Here is a 17,002-nt window from a genome sequence, read left to right on the forward strand (position 1 = left end):
CGTTCAAATTTTTCTTTAGACACGATCGTGTTCCTTCCTAGTTATGATTCGTCGTGATCATTATTGATCGACGACGCGCCAGAAATTGTTATTTTATGCGCCAACGCCCGTTAGCGCAATATTTGGACGCCCTGATCTCGCAAAAAGTCGTAAACTTTTTGCAGTTCAATCGTCAATTAGTAACCACGCTCTGCAATAATTTTATCTGCGAAGTTTTTCGGCACTTCAGCGTACTCGTGAAACTCCATAGAGTAAGACGCACGGCCTTGAGTTGCAGAACGTAGATCAGTTGCGTAACCGAACATTTCGGATAGTGGTACTTGAGCACGGATGATCTTAAGACCAGCCACACCTTCGTCCATGCCTTCAATGATACCGCGACGACGGTTTAGGTCACCAACAACGTCACCCATCCAGTCTTCCGGAGTGGTTACTTCGACATTCATCATAGGTTCTAGAATCACAGGTTGTGCTTCTAGTGCACCTTTCTTGAATGCCATCGAGCCAGCGATCTTAAACGCCATCTCGCTTGAGTCTACATCGTGGTAAGAACCATCAAATAGTGTAGCTTTAATATCTAGTACAGGGTAACCCGCTAGAACACCACTATTCATTTGCTCTTCGATACCTTTCGATACCGAACTGATGTATTCCTTAGGAATCACACCGCCCACGATTTCGTCTACGAATACGAAACCTTCACCAGGCTCAGAAGGCTCGAGTTTGACCCAAACATGACCGTATTGACCACGACCACCTGATTGACGAACAAACTTACCTTCAACTTCCGCTTTACCACGAATGGTTTCACGGTAAGCAACCTGAGGTTTACCAACGTTACAATCAACGCTGAATTCACGCTTCATACGATCAACGATAATGTCTAGGTGAAGTTCACCCATACCTGAGATCAGAGTCTGACCTGATTCGTCGTCCGTTTCCACGCGGAATGATGGATCTTCCGCTGCTAGTTTACCTAGCGCGATAGCCATTTTCTCTTGGTCTGCCTTAGAACGAGGCTCTACAGCAATCTGAATAACTGGTTCAGGGAACTCCATGCGTTCTAGAATCACTTTGTGGTTCTGATCACACAGTGTGTCACCTGTTGTTACGTCTTTCAGACCGATAGCAGCTGCAATATCACCAGCGCGAACTTCTTTCACTTCTTCACGCTTATTCGCATGCATCTGAACGATACGACCGAAACGCTCTTTCTTCTCTTTTACTGAGTTGTAAACAGCGTCACCCGAGTTTACAACACCGGAGTAAACACGCATGAAAGTTAACGTGCCCACGAATGGGTCAGTCGCAATCTTAAACGCTAGCGCAGAGAAAGGTTCGTTGTCGTCAGCATGACGCTCAACTTCATTTTCTCTTTCGTCGACACCTTTAATTGCAGGTACGTCAACTGGCGATGGCAAGAACTCAACTACTGCATCCAGTACCGCTTGAACACCTTTGTTCTTAAACGCACTACCACAAGTAGCCAGTACGATTTCGTTATTTAGTGTGCGAGTACGTAAAGCTTGTTTGAGCTCAGCTTCAGTCAATTCACCTTCTTCAAGGTACTTGTCCATCAGCTCTTCGCTAGCTTCAGCAGCGGATTCAACCATGTGGTTGCGCCACTCTTCAGCAAGTTCAATCATGTCAGCTGGGATGTCTTCGTAAGTAAACGAAGTGCCTTGATCGGCATCATTCCAGTTGATCATTTTCATCTTGATAAGGTCGATGACACCTCTGAACTCATCTTCCGCACCAACGTTCAGCTGGATTGGAACAGGAGTCGCACCAAGACGATTCTTAATTTGGTTCACAACGCGTAGGAAGTCTGCGCCCGCACGGTCCATCTTGTTTACAAATACCAAACGTGGAACGTGGTATTTGTCTGCTTGACGCCATACAGTTTCAGACTGAGGTTCAACACCAGATGAGCCACAGAACACAACCACAGCACCATCAAGTACACGAAGAGAACGCTCTACTTCGATAGTAAAGTCAACGTGTCCAGGGGTATCAATGATGTTTACGCGATGCTCAGGGAACTGTGCTTCCATACCACGCCAGAATGTAGTAGTCGCAGCGGATGTGATAGTGATACCACGCTCCTGCTCCTGCTCCATCCAGTCCATGGTTGCTGCACCATCGTGAACTTCGCCGATTTTGTGAGAAAGGCCAGTGTAGAACAGAATACGCTCAGTTGTGGTTGTTTTTCCTGCATCTACGTGAGCACAGATACCGATATTACGGTATAGCTCAATAGGAGTTTTACGAGCCACGATTGTATCCTCTTACTAAGGTGTACCTTAGAGTATAGAAAAGTGCTGCGAGAGAACCTCGCAGCACAGAAGGTATTACCAACGGTAATGAGCGAACGCTTTGTTTGCGTCAGCCATGCGGTGAACGTCTTCACGTTTCTTAACCGCAGTACCTTTGTTCTCAGACGCGTCTAGCATTTCAGCAGCTAGGCGTTGAGCCATAGATTTTTCACCACGCTTGCGCGCAGCTTCAACCAACCAACGCATAGCAAGTGCGTTACGGCGAACCGGACGTACTTCTACAGGTACTTGGTAAGTTGAACCACCAACACGGCGAGATTTAACCTCTACCGCTGGGCGAACGTTTTCAAGAGCTTCTTCAAAAATAGCTAAGTGGTCTTTACCAGACTTTTCAGCCATAGCATCTAGTGCAGTGTAAACGATTTTCTCTGCAGTAGATTTTTTACCGTCAACCATTAGGATGTTAACGAATTTTGCCAGCAATTCAGATTTGAATTTTGGATCTGGAAGGATCTTACGCTGACCAATGACGCGACGACGTGGCATGGATTTATCTCCGTTGTCTTCTTCAGGTTTTATCCAAAACTTTTCAGTTTTTTCAAAAAATTAAAAATAATTTAGTGTTTGGCCTTACTTAACGGAATCCATTAAGACTTAGGACGCTTCACACCGTACTTAGAACGACCTTGTTTACGGTCATTTACGCCAGCACAGTCTAGTGCGCCGCGAACAGTGTGGTAACGCACACCTGGAAGGTCTTTAACACGACCACCACGGATTAGAACAACTGAGTGCTCTTGAAGGTTGTGACCTTCACCGCCGATGTACGATGTAACTTCGAAGCCGTTTGTCAGACGTACACGACAAACTTTACGAAGTGCTGAGTTAGGTTTTTTAGGTGTAGTAGTGTAAACACGAGTACATACACCACGTTTTTGTGGGCACGCTTCTAGTGCAGGCACGTTGCTTTTAACAACTTGCTTTGCACGTGGCTTACGTACCAACTGGTTAATAGTTGCCATTAACTAGCTCCTGATTTACTTGAAAGTAAGCTTTGTGAAAAATCTATCCCCAACTGCCAATGCAGTTAGGGACGCAAAATTCTATGCAGCAGTGAGAGGTGTGTCAAGAAATATACGGATCTTTTTTGTTCAATTAGAACAATTCATCCGTAAAGCTTTGTCGACAGCAAATCTTGTTCAATCCCAAGTTAGGGATTTATCCTGTTTTGCTGTTAGCTCAACGAAGCCTGAGTAATTCACAATCGTCAGCAACGGACTGATACGATTTGCAATACCGCGAGCTTGAGTATCGCTCTCTAACACAAATACGCTGCGGTTGTTTAGGTGGGAAAATGCTTTATGTTGCGAGTTAGCAGCGTACACTGCATCTTCTATAAGTAAGATGTCATCCTGTTCACTGCATAAAGGCATAGCGTCTTCTAGAGCAGAGACTGTTTTTATGATGTGTAACATAACTTCCTCAAAAAGACAGTAGCTTGCCAGCGTGTTGTAACTTATCTTTGAGCTGTTCTGAGCTTAACGCTTGGGCTTCAATGACTAAATCCGCTTGCGCCAAACCTCGCTGGGTTAACGACTCTGAACACACAAAGACTTGTTCGATGTCGTATAAATCGAAAAGCTTTAACATCGGCGCGTAATCTTTACTCAAAATATTGTTGGGGTCTTGTCCGAGTAGAAGCTGGTATACCCCGTCCCCCATGAAAATGACGCTGATATCTTCACAGTAAGCCGACGCGGCTAACAGTGCATCCACACCTTCACGACCAGCTGCACTGCCATGTGGCGCACTACGAAATAGATAAGTTAACTGACTCAAAACTGTACCACTCTGTCTTGGGTTAACATCGCTTCAGCTAGGCTACCTAAGCCTGCTTGTTCAAAACCATCGGCTAGATTGTTCTGAACCAAACCATGTTGATTCGCTTCTTCTTCACTTACAATCCCGCGACGCAAAGCGGCCGCGACACAAGTTTCTAGGCGAACACCATGCTCTTTAGCCAAAGACTGCCACGCCTTATTGAGATCAAATTCATCGTTAGCTGGCACACTCAAAGCAGTACCATTAGTCACACCATCTTGATAAAAGAAGACGCTCACTAGCTGATGGCCTTGCTCTATCACCGCTTTGGCGAACTGATAAGCACTGCGCGCTGACTGTCTGCCATAAACGGGACCATTCACCACTAACGTGTAAGTCAGTTTACTCACCTTTCATCATCCTCGGTTTTACGTTGACGAATGTACAAGTAAACGGTGTGTTTTGAAATATTAAGGCGATCCGCAACACGGTTGATGGCATCTTTAATATCGAAGATACCTTTGTCGTACAACTCCATCACGATCTGGCGATTTTTGGTGTTGTTAGACACGGATTTATCCGCATTGATCTCTTCGATGGTGCGTTCAACAGTTTGGTCCACCAGCTCTTCTACGTCACTAGCAAAGTTGACCGAGGAAGCCGCTTCTTTCGCTTCTTGCGTCGGCATGAAAGACTGAAGAACTTGCGAGAAAGGCGCATCCAAGTTGACGTTGATACACAACAAACCAATCACGCGATTTTCGCCATTACGAATGGCGACAGTAATCGACTTCATCAACACGCCACCTTTTGCACGGGTAAAGTACGAACGTGAGAAGTTGCGCTCCGAGCCTTCGATGTCTTTTAGCATCTTAAGCGCTAAATCAGTGATTGGTGAGCCGACTTGGCGCCCCGTATTTTCACCGTTAGCGATTTTAATTGCAGAGGTGTTTAAGTCTTCTAGAGAGTGAAGAACGATTTCACAAAATGGACCTATCAGGCTGGCGATACCATCAACCACCGCCTCATAAGATCTTAAAATGATTTTGTCGTGCTCGGTAAACGGCATCACGTTAACGGATTCCATTTCGAGCAACATCTCCGCGTTTATTGTTTCTGTAGTTGTCATAAGCCTTCGAGCGAAAAATCAACAAATTGGTGTAAGTTTATCAGAAAATTTGAAAAGCAACCTAGCAAACTCACCAACTAGTGACCTAGAACAAAAAAGGCCCGTTAAACGGACCTTTTTCAATAACTTATCGCAGCTTATTGTTATTGCTCTGCGTTGTCGTTCTCAACTTTTAGCAGCTCAACTTCAAATACTAGCGTTGAGTTAGCAGGAATGCTTGGTGTGTCTTGGTCACCGTATGCTAGCTCTGGCGGGATAACGAATTTGAATTTAGAACCCACAGGCATTAGCTGAACACCCTCTGTCCAACCTGGGATTACACGGTTAAGTGGGAACGTTGCAGGTTCACCACGATCGTATGAGCTGTCGAACTGAGTACCGTCGATCAGAGTACCTTTGTAGTGTACTTGAACCGTATCAGTGTCTTTTGGCTTCTCACCTTCAGCTGGTGTCATTACTTGGTATAGAAGACCTGTATCTGTCTTCACTACGCCTTCTTGCTTCTCAAACTCAGTACGGAAATCATCGCCAGCTTTTTTCGCTTCAGCTGCTTTCTCAGCCGCTTGTGCTTGCATCTTTTCTGCAACACGCTTGTCTAGAGATTCTAGTGCTGCACGTGTTTCTTCTTCATTCAATTCAGCATTGCCTTTGAAGACGTCTTCGATACCTTTTAGTACCAAATCTTTGTTAAGATTAATGCCTATTTCGCTTGGCTTGTCGATGCTTGTGCTTAGGTAGTTAGCAAATGAAACACCGATTGCGTATGCCGCTTTGTCGTCGTCGGTTTTAAAGTGAACCGCTTTGCCGGTTTCTGCTTGAACTTGTTCTGCTTGAGGTGCGGTTTCTGTTTTAGTTTCTTCTTTCTGACAACCTACCGCTAGCATAACTGTTGCAGCAAGTAGCGACACTTTTAAAACTGATTTCATTAAATTCTCCCAATAATGGCTCTGCCATTGGTTGTTGTGCACAAATCTTCTATGAGACTAGTGAAGACAATCGTTATACCAATATACTAGCTATATGTCTTAAGACACAAACCGGATTATTAGATGTGATGCAAAGAATTTTTCATTTATTCCTATATTTAATTGTCATCACCACGTTAAATGGTTGCTTTTTCGCCGAGCGTGAAGTGCAGCGTTGGCCGATAGAACCTCAAGGTGCGACGAGCTTCGCACTTAGCAGAGATGGACGGTTTGCTCTGCTCTATTCTCAACAACGTCATTTGATGTTGTGGGACCTAGAGCAAAATGAACAACTAGCCAATCTGGGTGAACTCGATGCCGATGCCAATGTGGTTTCCCATATCCGCATATCTGACAATGGTCGCTACGCAATTACAGCAAGCCAAATGAACTTCGCAGTTTGGGACCTAGGCTGGACGCAATCCGAAGGCCTTTGGTCTATCTCTGATGCGCTCATTCGCGACGTTGATATCACCAGTAATGGTGAACAAGTTCTGCTTGGGTTATCCAACGGTAAAGCAATTTATGTCAACTTAGTCACCGGGCGTCGCATGGAGTTCCTTGCGCATCGTGAAAAAGTCAATTCCGTGGCCATTTCTCCTAATGGGCGCTTCGCCCTAACCGGAGGTAATGACTATAAAGCGTATCTGTGGGATACCGAAACCGGACAAGTACTACGAACCTTCGAACATGAACAACGAATTGTTCGCGTGGCCCTGCAAAGAGATGGAAAATTAGCAATGACATCTGATGGCGGAAACCAAGCGATTGTTTGGAATTTAAAAACTGGACAAGAAGTCACACAGTTGAGCAGTTGGTCGCGCCAATTAATTTTCTCTACCGCACGATTTTCTGACGACGGGACTCAACTAGTCACAGGAAGCCCTTCTGGCCGTGTGTCGATATGGGATACTCAAACCGGAAAACGAATGAGTGGATTTGAAGTGGAGCCCAAAAAAGACACTCGCCCTCCCCGTGCGGTCGTGTATGATGCAGCCTTTGATTCAAAACAACGCGTAATTACTGCTACTTCAGCAGGTATTGCCCAAGCTTGGCAGTTAGAGAACGGATCATGACAGAAAAAATCATTCAGCAATTGGAAGCACGCATTAATGACTTAGAATGTCAGCTTGCGTTCCAAGAACAGACTATTGAAGATCTGAACGGCGCTTTATCGCAGCAACAACTGCAAATTACCAAGATGCTCGATCAGATGAAATATGTGGTAGGTAAAGTAAAAAATATGGACTCGTCGAATTTAGCCGATCCGTCAGAAGAAACCCCACCACCGCATTATTAAAATGCAGGCTCAAACAGCATAAAGCCCAGAACATGTTCTGGGCTTTGTTGTATTAATGTACTCAAGAGGAAGCTATTCGTCGGCGTAGATTTTAACGCTCAGCTCGCCTTGCGTATTAATGCCTGCTCGGTACATGCCAGAACTGTTCATCGCAAAGTGCATCTCACCTTTAGCATCAATGGCAATCAAACCGCCCTCTCCGCCCATCTGTTTGAGATCACCCTGGATAATGTGTTCACAAGCCGTATGAATATCTTCTTGTAAGTAACGCATACGTGCTGCAACGTCTTCCGCAACACGTTTACGAATAAAGAACTCGCCGACACCCGTAGTGGAAACTGCCACGACGCCATTTTCGGCCACCGTACCACAACCAATAAGAGCCGAATCTCCGACTCGGTTGTATTTCTTATTCGTCACGCCACCCGTACTGGTGGCAGCGGCTAAGTTGCCTTGTTGATCTAACGCTACCGCACCAACCGTACCGTGCTTACGGTCATCTGGGTAACGAGATTCCGACAAAGCAAACAGTCCTTTCTCACGCATAGACAGCAACTGCTCATAACGGCGATCAGTAAAGAAGTAATCTTGCTCGGTATACTCATGGCCTTGCTCAAAAGCAAACTTCTCTGCGCCCTCACCCACCAACAGCACATGATTGCTGTTTCGCATCACGTCACGAGCGAGTTCAATTGGGTTTCTGATATGACGAACCCCAGCGACCGCGCCTGCTGCAAGGTTTCGCCCATCCATCACAGAAGCGTCCATTTCAACCATTTCGTTGTTGGTCAGCACTGAGCCTTTACCCGCATTAAAGTTAGGAGAGTCTTCCAATACTTTCACTGCCGCTACGACGGCATCTAAGGCTTCACCGCCCGTGTCTAGAATTTGATGTCCCGCTTTTACCGCAGCTTCTAAATCCGCCAAGATGGATTGTTGCAGCTCATCGCTCATCTGTTCACGCAAGATGGTGCCCGCACCACCATGAATGGCAATCGAGAAAGGTTTCGTCATCGCTTTGTCCAACTGTTATTCCTTGTATGGTTGGCACTACACCTTAGATAAACAAAAAGCGCAAGTTGAAAACTCAACTTGCGCTTTTCAAAGCTTTGCTAGATTAGATTATCTAGTGAAGGAGCTTATGATTAGTGAGAACCACAGCTACCGCCGCCACAGCAGCCGCCTTCTTCTTCGTGATCGTGGTCATGATCGTGACCACCACAACAGCCACCACCTTGATGGATGTGACCGTGTTCGATCTCTTCTGCTGTTGCTTCACGTGTAGACATAACTTCTACTTCGAAAGTTAGTGTTTGACCAGCTAACATATGGTTACCGTCAACAACCACTTCGTTGCCGTCAACTTCTGTTACTTCAACAGGGATTGGACCTTGGTCAGTGTCAGCTAGGAAGCGCATGCCCACTTCGATTTGCTCAACGCCTTGGAACACGTCCGCAGGAACGCGCTGTACTAGCGCATCGTTGTGCTCACCGTAAGCTTCTTCAGGAGCTACCGTTACTGAGAACTTGTCGCCAGCCACTTTACCTTCAAGTTCTTTTTCAAGACCTGTGATTAGGTTGTTGTGACCATGAAGGTAATCTAGAGGTGCTTCTGCTGTTGATTGATCAACAACGACACCGTCTTCCATCATTACTTTGTATGCAAGGCTTGCAACAACGTTCTTTTCAATTTTCATACTAACTCCAGGGAGATTAATTGACTTAACCTGAATGGGGTTAAGTACTGAGATATCTGGGTGTATTATGGGGATCAATTATCGAAGTTCAATTACTCCGGCTTAAAAATTCCGATCATTTCCTGATCTGAGTGTTTATTTTTCTCTACAGATTGTGGTTTACGCTGCTCTGTAAACTCACACTCGACACACTCAACTAATTCGATGTTATTTTCAATCCACCAGCGCAGGGTATCTTGCTGGCTGCAATTTGGGCAGCTAGCGCCGGCAATAAAACGTTTCTTGATTTTCACGCTATTTCCTTAGCTTGAGTCTTGGCTCAAGTACTACTTCCAATGATTAGGTGACTGATGGTCGCTCTCCATTTCACGACCAAATATTTCTTCTAGCTCTTTGCGGGCCTCTTTCGCTCTTTGAGCTAATTTCTTATCTTCATTGTGTTGAGGCAATAAGTCCTTAAGCATAGCATTATCTAACTTGCGAAAATGTGCTTCTGCCCGCTTTGCTTGATAAGGATGCATACCCAGTTCTACGAGCGCTTGGCGACCGAGATCTAGCGCCCCTAAAAATGTTTCACGAGAGTAATTCTCTACACCATGACTCATTAACTGGTAAGCCTCGACACGGCTTCTTGCTCGGGCTAACAACTTAAGTTTCGGGAAGTGCACGCGACAAATGTCCACGATGGCCATCACCTCATCAGGTGAATCAGTACAAATAATCAATGCTTCCGCTTTATCAGCGCCAGCAGCCCTCAATAGGTCAATTTGTGTAGCATCGCCATAAAACACTTTGTAACCATACTTACGTAATAGGTGGATTTGGCTGGCATCACTTTCTAATACTGTCACTTTGATTTTATTGGCATACATTAAACGTCCGACGATCTGACCGAAACGTCCAAAGCCTGCAATGATAACGCGTGGTCGGCGATCCACGACTTTCGTGGTCATGCCCTCTTCTTCTTGATTCAGGGTATGAGCAAACCACTTCTTTTGTCCCATCAGCAAAAGAGGAGTCGTCACCATGGATAGACTGACCACCACCAACAGAAACGCCACTTGCTCTTTGGACAAAATGCCCTCTTGGCTCGCCGCGGTAAATATGACAAAGGCAAACTCACCGCCTTGGCTCAAAATTGCAGCCATACGGCTTCTCGCTTTGGCTCCGACACGGGCAGCTCTCGCCAATGCATACAAAACCAAACCCTTAACCACGACCAAAGCCACCACCGCACCGAGAATCTCTAAAGGATGTAATGCCAATAACCCCAAGTTTACCGCCATGCCCACCGCAATAAAGAATAACCCCAACAACAGACCTTTAAATGGCTCGATAGCGATTTCCAACTCATGGCGATACTCACTCTCTGCCAGCAAAACGCCTGCTAAAAAAGTCCCCAATGCCATCGAAAGGCCGAGCTTTTGCATCACGACCGAAATGCCAAGCACGACTAAAAGTGCAGCAACGGTAAAGAGTTCACGAACGCCGCTCATCACGACAAAACGAAATAGCGGACGTAGTAAAAAGTGACCTCCAATCAACAGTGCTACCACACTGCCTAAAATAGTGAAGACATCCAACCAACTTCCACCGCTATGCCCGCCTGCTAGCAAGGGCAACATCGCCAGCATCGGGATCACTGCAATATCTTGAAAGAGCAGCACCGCAAAACCAGATTGCCCCGTTTCGGTACCATTAAGCCCTTGCTCTTCAATGACTTTAAGCGCAATCGCCGTCGAGGACAGCGCCAACCCCATCCCGATCACCAAACTCACTTGCATGCTTACGCCAAACATACTGACGACACTACCAATCACGGCGGTCGTGACCACAACCTGCGCACCGCCTAAACCTAAAATCGGCCCTCGCATCTGCCACAATTTTTTAGGGTTTAATTCCAGCCCTATCAAAAACAGTAACAACACAACCCCAAGCTCGGCAAAATGCAAAATGGCATCAACGTCGCTAATTAAGCCAAGCCCCCATGGGCCAATCAACACACCAGCGAGTAAATAACCTAAAACCGAGCCAAGCCCAAGGCGCTGAGCAATCGGCACCGCAATAACCGCAGCCGAAAGAAAGACCACACTGCTTTGAAGAAACTCACTGGTGATCGCCATACTGACCTCCTCGCTCTGCCGCTTGCCAGTTTTCAAGTGGGTTACTCAGCCATCCACGGTATAACTCGGCATGTTCGTAGCGTTCAATATCTGAAACATTTCTTGACCAATACAACACCAGTGGTTCAATCCAGTGCATTTGACATAGGGCTGCCGTCAGTTCAAACGGTTGCAAGATTTGCTCAAGTGGGTATTTGTTGTACCCCTTCGCGCTGAAGGCTTCTTCTTTACCACCTGTTGTAATGACACTGCGCCAGTATTTTCCTTCTAGCGCCGCACCTCCGCCAAACGCAAAGCCTTTACCTAACACTCGGTCTAGCCACTCTTTTAATAGGGCTGGACATGAATACATATAAAGTGGGTGGTGAAATACAATCACATCGTGAGCGAGCAACAACTCATGTTCGTAATTCACATCAATAAAGAAATCGGGGTAAACACCGTAAAGATCGTGCACAGTGACGTGATCAAGCGACTGAGCTTTTTTTATCATCACTTGATTGGCAATCGAGTTATGTGGCTCTGGATGAGCATAAATGACCAGAACTTTTGGGAGAATAGACGGTGCAACAGCCAAATGGTCGTCCTTGTGGTTATTTTTATCCGTTATCAAATTGTTATACTTTTTTGTACAGCATAATGCAATTAAAGCGAATCAATCGACTTTTCCGGCCAATACCCCTACTATTCACCGCTAGATATATACCCAAGTGGCTTTAAAAACGATTGAAACCACTTCGCTATGTAACCAAGCAACGCGCACTGCGCAAAGTGAATGAAAACTTTATGATTACCTTCTCTGATATTCAGTTACTGCGTGGCGGTAAACCTCTTTTAGACCAAGCATCTGCGACTATCCACCCTGGCGATAAAGTCGGTCTTGTGGGCAAAAACGGCTGCGGTAAATCAACGCTGTTTGCCCTACTGAAAGATGAACTGTCAATTGATGCTGGCTCATTTAGCCAACCTCAACACTGGGAGTTGGCCTGGGTCGCACAGGAAACGCCTGCGCTAGAGCGCACTGCACTGGAATACGTCATTGATGGTGATCGCGAATACCGCGCTCTCGAAAAGCAGTTAGCTGAAGCAGAAACACAAGACAACGGAACCCTAGTTGCCGAGATACACGGTAAAATTGAAACCATTGGTGGTTACAGCATTCGCGCTCGCGCGGCAGAACTGCTCGATGGTTTAGGGTTCAGCCAAGAGCAAATGAGTTGGAGTTTGACCCAATTCTCGGGTGGTTGGCGTATGCGTCTTAACTTGGCTCAAGCGCTATTGTGCCGTTCTGACTTATTGCTACTCGATGAGCCAACCAACCACTTGGACTTAGACGCAGTGATGTGGCTTGAACGTTGGCTACAAAACTACCCAGGCACGCTGATTCTGATCTCGCACGACCGTGACTTCTTGGACCCGATCGTTGGTCGCATCATTCACATCGAGAACCAGCAGTTGAACGAATACACGGGTAACTACTCGTCATTCGAAAACCAACGCGCACAAAAAATGGTTCTGCAACAAGCGATGTTCGAGAAGCAACAGAAACAGATGTCGCACATGCAAAGCTACATTGACCGCTTCCGTTACAAAGCATCGAAAGCGCGCCAAGCACAAAGCCGTATTAAAGCGCTGGAGCGTATGGAAAAGGTACTGCCAGCGCAGTTCGATAACCCATTTAGTTTCCAGTTCCGCGATCCTGCAGCCCTACCAAACCCAATCATGATGATGGATGAAGTGTCAGCAGGCTACGGTGACAACCTGATCCTAGAGAAGATCCGCCTTAACCTAGTACCGGGCAGCCGCATTGGTCTACTTGGTCGTAACGGTGCGGGTAAATCGACCTTAATCAAGCTGCTCTCTGGTGAACTTAACGCGCAAGGTGGTGACCTAACTTACTCACAAGGCGTGAAAATTGGTTACTTCGCTCAGCACCAGTTAGAAACGCTTCATCCTGAAGAAACGCCGCTGCAACACATGATGCAAATCGCACCCGATCAAACCGAACAGCAGCTACGTGATTACCTAGGTAGCTTTGGCTTCCAAGGTGACAAAGCACTAGAAAAAGTTGCGCCGTTTTCTGGTGGCGAAAAAGCCCGTTTGGTATTGGCTTTAATTGTGTGGCAAAAGCCAAACCTGTTGCTACTTGATGAACCGACCAACCACTTAGACTTGGACATGCGTCAGGCATTGACGATGGCACTGCAAACATTCGAAGGTGCGATGGTGATTGTTTCGCACGACCGCTATTTACTGCGCGCTACGACCGATGACTTGTATTTAGTGCATGATCGACAAGTTGCTCCGTTCGACGGTGATTTAAATGACTATTATAAATGGTTAACCGAACAACAAAGAGCGGAACGCAAAGAAGCGCAGGCTGCGCAGCCAAGCAAAGATACGGCCAACAGCGCAGCTGCGAAGAAAGAGCAAAAACGTCGCGATGCAGAGTTTCGAAAACAGACAGCGCCAATTCGCAAAACGCTGACACAACTAGAAAATAAAATGGATAAGTTAGGTGCTGCACTGGCAGAAGCTGAAGAACAATTGGCGGACAACTCACTGTATACGGCCGAAAATAAAGCTAAACTTAACCAAGTGCTGGCACTTCAAGCTTCCAGTAAAGCTGAGCTCGAAGAAATTGAAATGGAATGGATGTCTGCTCAAGAAACGTTGGAGCAGATGGAGCTAGAGTTTAATCAATGAGTAATCAACACGCTGAATACACACTCACCCTAGAACACCTTTGGCAGTTTAGTCTGCAATTTTATGGTGTGCGAGAAGTGAAAGAGGCGTGTTTATCATTACAGAACAACTACCACGGTAACGTGAACCTACTCCTGCTGCTCAGGTGGCTCGATGAGCAGCAACTCATTTTCCAAGAAAAAGACTGGCCCTTGGTGCAAGACTGTCTAGGTAGGAGCGAAACTTTACTTCACTCCTTTCGCGACCTTCGTCGCCACCTTAAGTCTCAAGTCAATGACGCTTTGTATCGTGAGACCTTGCAGTTTGAGCTGCAACTAGAAAAGCAGCAACAAGCGGATTTGGTGGACTGCATTAACTCACTTGCACTACTCAAAAATGATGGTGACCCACTGACGTTGAGATACTGTCGTCAACTCGGTGGGGAGCATTTGCAGCAAGCCTTTGCTATTCCGGTGCCAAACATTCAACCACCAAAACGCCCATAAATCTGTAGAATACCTATAATCTTTATAAAGGATTATATTAATAAGTTCTTCAACGGACACCGAAGGACCGCATAAGAGCAGTTAGGTATGACACAATTTTTCGCAGCCGCCGGGATCAAAAACCCGCATCTCCAAACGCTTTTGCCGCGTTTTATTCGCAAAAAAGCGTTATTTACGCCGATTTGGCAAACCCTCGATACATCCGATGGCGACTTTCTCGATCTCGCGTGGAGCGAGGACCCAACCCAAGAGCCTGCACAAAAAAAGCCGATTTTTGTTTTATTTCATGGGTTAGAGGGGTGCTTCTATAGCCCTTATGCCAATGGGCTAATGAATGCATTTGCTCAATCTGGATGGCTGTCGGTGATGATGCATTTTCGTGGCTGCAGCGGTAAACCAAACAAAAAAGCACGAGCTTATCACTCGGGAGAAGTGACGGATGCTCGTTACTTCCTAGAGCACCTTGAACAACGTTTTCCTGATAATCCCAAAGTTGCAGTTGGTATTTCTCTTGGCGGTAACATGTTGGCGAATTATTTAGCCCAATATAAAGACCACCCTATTTTGAATGCAGCGACTATTATCTCAGCGCCTTTAGACCTAGCGGCGTGTGCGAACCGTATAGAACAAGGCTTTTCAAAAGTGTATCGCCGTTACCTGCTTTCTTCACTGAAACGTAACGCGTTACAAAAGCATCATCTACTGCATGGTGAGCTTGCGCTGTCCTACAACTCAATAAAACGTGTCACACGGCTGTATGAATTCGATGATTTGATCACCGCACCATTGCATGGTTTTAAAGACGCACAAGATTATTACGATCAATGTTCAGGCTTAAGTAAATTACAACAGATCACGCTACCCACACTGATCATCCATGCCAAAGACGATCCGTTCATGACCGATGATGTGATACCGAAATTTGTTCTGCCAGATAACATTGATTACCGTCTCTTTGAACACGGTGGCCATGTTGGCTTCCTAACAGGAACGGCGTTAAAACCTAAGTTTTGGTTGGAGGAAGCGCTGCCCGCGTATTACGAAAGTATCGCCGCAGATTACCTTTCTGCTGTATCCAAGCAACGAACGCAGTAAACTAGCCGCTCATCATAAAAGTTAGAGGTATTTATGATCATTCCATGGCAAGACATTGCGCCGGAAACATTGGAAAACTTAATTCGTGAATTCGTCTTACGCGAAGGAACGGATTACGGAACCGTCGAGGTTTCTTTGCAAGACAAAATTGATCAAGTTAAAGCTCAATTGGAAAAAGGTGAAGCGGTTATCGTGTTCTCTGAGCTACACGAAACCGTCGATATTCAGCATAAAACAAAATTTTAGACCCTTCACATTTTACCGTATCCCACTCGATGACAAGGTATTGTTACGTGCTATAGTGGGATATCGACCGTGCAGTAGTAACTCTACTGCACATTACAGGTAAGTAATTTTCGACAAGGTTTGTCATGTCAGCTAAACACCCAATTATTGCGGTTACTGGTTCGTCCGGTGCCGGCACGACCACTACATCTGAAGCCTTCCGTAAAATGTTCAATATGATGAACGTTAAACCCGCATGGGTTGAAGGCGATAGCTTCCATCGCTTTACTCGCCCAGAAATGGACATCGAAATTCGCAAAGCCCGCGAGCAAGGTCGACACATTAGCTACTTTGGCCCACAAGCTAATGACTTCCCGGGATTAGAAGAGTTTTTCCGTAAGTTCGGGCATGATGGTACTGGCAGCGTGCGCCGTTATCTGCACACGTTTGACGAAGCGGTTCCCTACAATCAAATGCCAGGCACGTTTACACCGTGGCAAGACTTACCCGAAAACAGCGACGTGCTGTTTTATGAAGGGTTACATGGTGGCGTGGTCGATGGCGATGTTAATGTTGCTCAACATGTGGATTTATTAATTGGCATGGTGCCGATTGTGAACTTAGAGTGGATCCAAAAATTCGTACGTGACACTCGCGATCGCGGCCATTCGCGTGAAGCGGTAATGGACTCAATCGTGCGATCCATGGACGATTATCTCAACTATATCACTCCGCAGTTTTCTCGTACTCACATCAACTTCCAGCGCGTACCGACCGTTGATACTTCCAACCCACTTAATGCAAAAGGCATCCCTAGTTTGGATGAGAGTTTTGTGGTGATTCGCCTACGCGGTATCAAGAATGTCGACTTCCCATATCTGCTGGCCATGATTGATGGCTCATTCATGTCACGCCACAACACGATTGTCGTACCCGGCGGTAAGATGAGCTTTGCAATGGAGCTCATAGTTCGGCCTATCCTACAACAGCTCATCGAAACAGGGAAAATTGGCTAAAAACCTGCCAGCGAAGATGTTTACTTTTCATACCGTGATCATGTGCACAGTTTTGCTTACAAAATCTCAATCATGGCACGATTAAAATCAAGAAATCGTTTTCGAAAAAGGATACTATTTCTTACCGAAACACAAGAGAGCTTGCAGCATATAAAAAGTGCTCT

Annotated in this window: 20 protein-coding genes; 7 read left to right on the forward strand and 13 right to left on the reverse strand. The window is 46.0% G+C overall.

Annotated elements, in window-relative coordinates; translation table 11 throughout:
- Positions 1–176: 176 nt before the first annotated feature.
- The 8 genes from fusA to fkpA all read right to left on the reverse strand — a co-directional run bounded on the left by fusA (position 177) and on the right by fkpA (position 6,152).
- On the reverse strand, positions 177–2,276 hold the full coding sequence (fusA, locus tag IJ23_RS19780; RefSeq protein ID WP_005382794.1) for an elongation factor G: 2,100 nt from the start codon (positions 2,274–2,276) through the stop codon (positions 177–179).
- A 75-nt stretch (positions 2,277–2,351) separates the two neighbouring features.
- Positions 2,352–2,822 (reverse strand): 30S ribosomal protein S7, encoded by a 471-nt coding sequence (rpsG, locus tag IJ23_RS19785; RefSeq protein ID WP_005382796.1) that lies wholly within the window; start codon positions 2,820–2,822, stop codon positions 2,352–2,354.
- A gap of 101 nt (positions 2,823–2,923) precedes the next feature.
- On the reverse strand, positions 2,924–3,298 hold the full coding sequence (gene rpsL, locus IJ23_RS19790; RefSeq protein ID WP_004399892.1) for a 30S ribosomal protein S12: 375 nt from the start codon (positions 3,296–3,298) through the stop codon (positions 2,924–2,926).
- A gap of 177 nt (positions 3,299–3,475) precedes the next feature.
- Positions 3,476–3,751, reverse strand: coding sequence for a sulfurtransferase complex subunit TusB (gene tusB / locus IJ23_RS19795; protein WP_033907154.1), 276 nt, complete (start codon positions 3,749–3,751; stop codon positions 3,476–3,478).
- 7 nt (positions 3,752–3,758) lie between these two features.
- On the reverse strand, positions 3,759–4,115 hold the full coding sequence (gene tusC / locus IJ23_RS19800) for a sulfurtransferase complex subunit TusC (protein WP_005382801.1): 357 nt from the start codon (positions 4,113–4,115) through the stop codon (positions 3,759–3,761).
- Complete coding sequence (tusD, locus tag IJ23_RS19805; RefSeq protein ID WP_033907155.1) at positions 4,112–4,507, reverse strand: sulfurtransferase complex subunit TusD; 396 nt, start codon at positions 4,505–4,507, stop codon at positions 4,112–4,114. The genes tusC and tusD overlap by 4 nt, the downstream gene beginning before the upstream one ends.
- Entirely contained in the window at positions 4,504–5,226 is a 723-nt protein-coding gene (locus IJ23_RS19810; protein ID WP_005382804.1) for a helix-turn-helix transcriptional regulator, read from the reverse strand. The genes tusD and IJ23_RS19810 overlap by 4 nt, the downstream gene beginning before the upstream one ends.
- A 143-nt stretch (positions 5,227–5,369) precedes the next feature.
- Entirely contained in the window at positions 5,370–6,152 is a 783-nt protein-coding gene (gene fkpA, locus IJ23_RS19815; protein ID WP_033907156.1) for an FKBP-type peptidyl-prolyl cis-trans isomerase, read from the reverse strand.
- A 128-nt stretch (positions 6,153–6,280) separates the two neighbouring features.
- On the opposite strand from fkpA, the gene IJ23_RS19820 reads away from it, so the two are divergent.
- Positions 6,281–7,267, forward strand: coding sequence for a WD40 repeat domain-containing protein (locus IJ23_RS19820; RefSeq protein ID WP_017633742.1), 987 nt, complete (start codon positions 6,281–6,283; stop codon positions 7,265–7,267).
- Positions 7,264–7,491: a SlyX family protein gene (locus IJ23_RS19825; RefSeq protein WP_005381455.1), complete on the forward strand. Its 228-nt coding sequence runs from the start codon at positions 7,264–7,266 to the stop codon at positions 7,489–7,491. The genes IJ23_RS19820 and IJ23_RS19825 overlap by 4 nt, the downstream gene beginning before the upstream one ends.
- Positions 7,492–7,563: 72 nt before the next feature.
- Here the strand turns inward: IJ23_RS19825 and IJ23_RS19830 are convergent, their stop codons facing one another.
- The 5 genes from IJ23_RS19830 to kefG form a co-directional block, all read right to left on the reverse strand.
- Positions 7,564–8,505, reverse strand: a complete 942-nt coding sequence (locus IJ23_RS19830) for an isoaspartyl peptidase/L-asparaginase family protein (RefSeq protein ID WP_031812779.1) — start codon at positions 8,503–8,505, stop codon at positions 7,564–7,566.
- A 131-nt stretch (positions 8,506–8,636) separates the two neighbouring features.
- Positions 8,637–9,188, reverse strand: a complete 552-nt coding sequence (gene slyD, locus IJ23_RS19835; protein WP_005381451.1) for a peptidylprolyl isomerase — start codon at positions 9,186–9,188, stop codon at positions 8,637–8,639.
- Between the two features lie 92 nt (positions 9,189–9,280).
- Positions 9,281–9,481: a YheV family putative zinc ribbon protein gene (locus tag IJ23_RS19840; protein ID WP_005381449.1), complete on the reverse strand. Its 201-nt coding sequence runs from the start codon at positions 9,479–9,481 to the stop codon at positions 9,281–9,283.
- A 33-nt stretch (positions 9,482–9,514) separates the two neighbouring features.
- On the reverse strand, positions 9,515–11,311 hold the full coding sequence (kefB, locus tag IJ23_RS19845) for a glutathione-regulated potassium-efflux system protein KefB (protein ID WP_017633740.1): 1,797 nt from the start codon (positions 11,309–11,311) through the stop codon (positions 9,515–9,517).
- The gene (gene kefG, locus IJ23_RS19850; protein ID WP_017821749.1) at positions 11,295–11,888 is read right to left on the reverse strand and encodes a glutathione-regulated potassium-efflux system ancillary protein KefG; all 594 of its coding nucleotides are present in this window, start codon (positions 11,886–11,888) and stop codon (positions 11,295–11,297) included. The genes kefB and kefG overlap by 17 nt, the downstream gene beginning before the upstream one ends.
- A 209-nt stretch (positions 11,889–12,097) precedes the next feature.
- On the opposite strand from kefG, the gene IJ23_RS19855 reads away from it, so the two are divergent.
- From IJ23_RS19855 to IJ23_RS19875, 5 genes are all read left to right on the forward strand, one after another.
- Entirely contained in the window at positions 12,098–14,017 is a 1,920-nt protein-coding gene (locus IJ23_RS19855; protein ID WP_033907157.1) for an ABC transporter ATP-binding protein, read from the forward strand.
- A complete protein-coding gene (locus IJ23_RS19860) occupies positions 14,014–14,502 on the forward strand; it encodes a TIGR02444 family protein (RefSeq protein WP_033907158.1) in 489 nt (162 codons plus the stop codon). The genes IJ23_RS19855 and IJ23_RS19860 overlap by 4 nt, the downstream gene beginning before the upstream one ends.
- A gap of 87 nt (positions 14,503–14,589) precedes the next feature.
- Positions 14,590–15,597 (forward strand): hydrolase, encoded by a 1,008-nt coding sequence (locus IJ23_RS19865; protein WP_033907159.1) that lies wholly within the window; start codon positions 14,590–14,592, stop codon positions 15,595–15,597.
- A gap of 33 nt (positions 15,598–15,630) precedes the next feature.
- Positions 15,631–15,843, forward strand: coding sequence for a YheU family protein (locus tag IJ23_RS19870; protein ID WP_005382815.1), 213 nt, complete (start codon positions 15,631–15,633; stop codon positions 15,841–15,843).
- A 125-nt stretch (positions 15,844–15,968) separates the two neighbouring features.
- Positions 15,969–16,838, forward strand: a complete 870-nt coding sequence (locus tag IJ23_RS19875; RefSeq protein WP_033907160.1) for a phosphoribulokinase — start codon at positions 15,969–15,971, stop codon at positions 16,836–16,838.
- Positions 16,839–17,002 lie beyond the last annotated feature (164 nt).

The organism is Vibrio sp. OY15 (genome assembly GCF_000742455.1).
In the GTDB taxonomy this organism is placed as follows: Bacteria; Pseudomonadota; Gammaproteobacteria; order Enterobacterales; family Vibrionaceae; genus Vibrio; species Vibrio alginolyticus.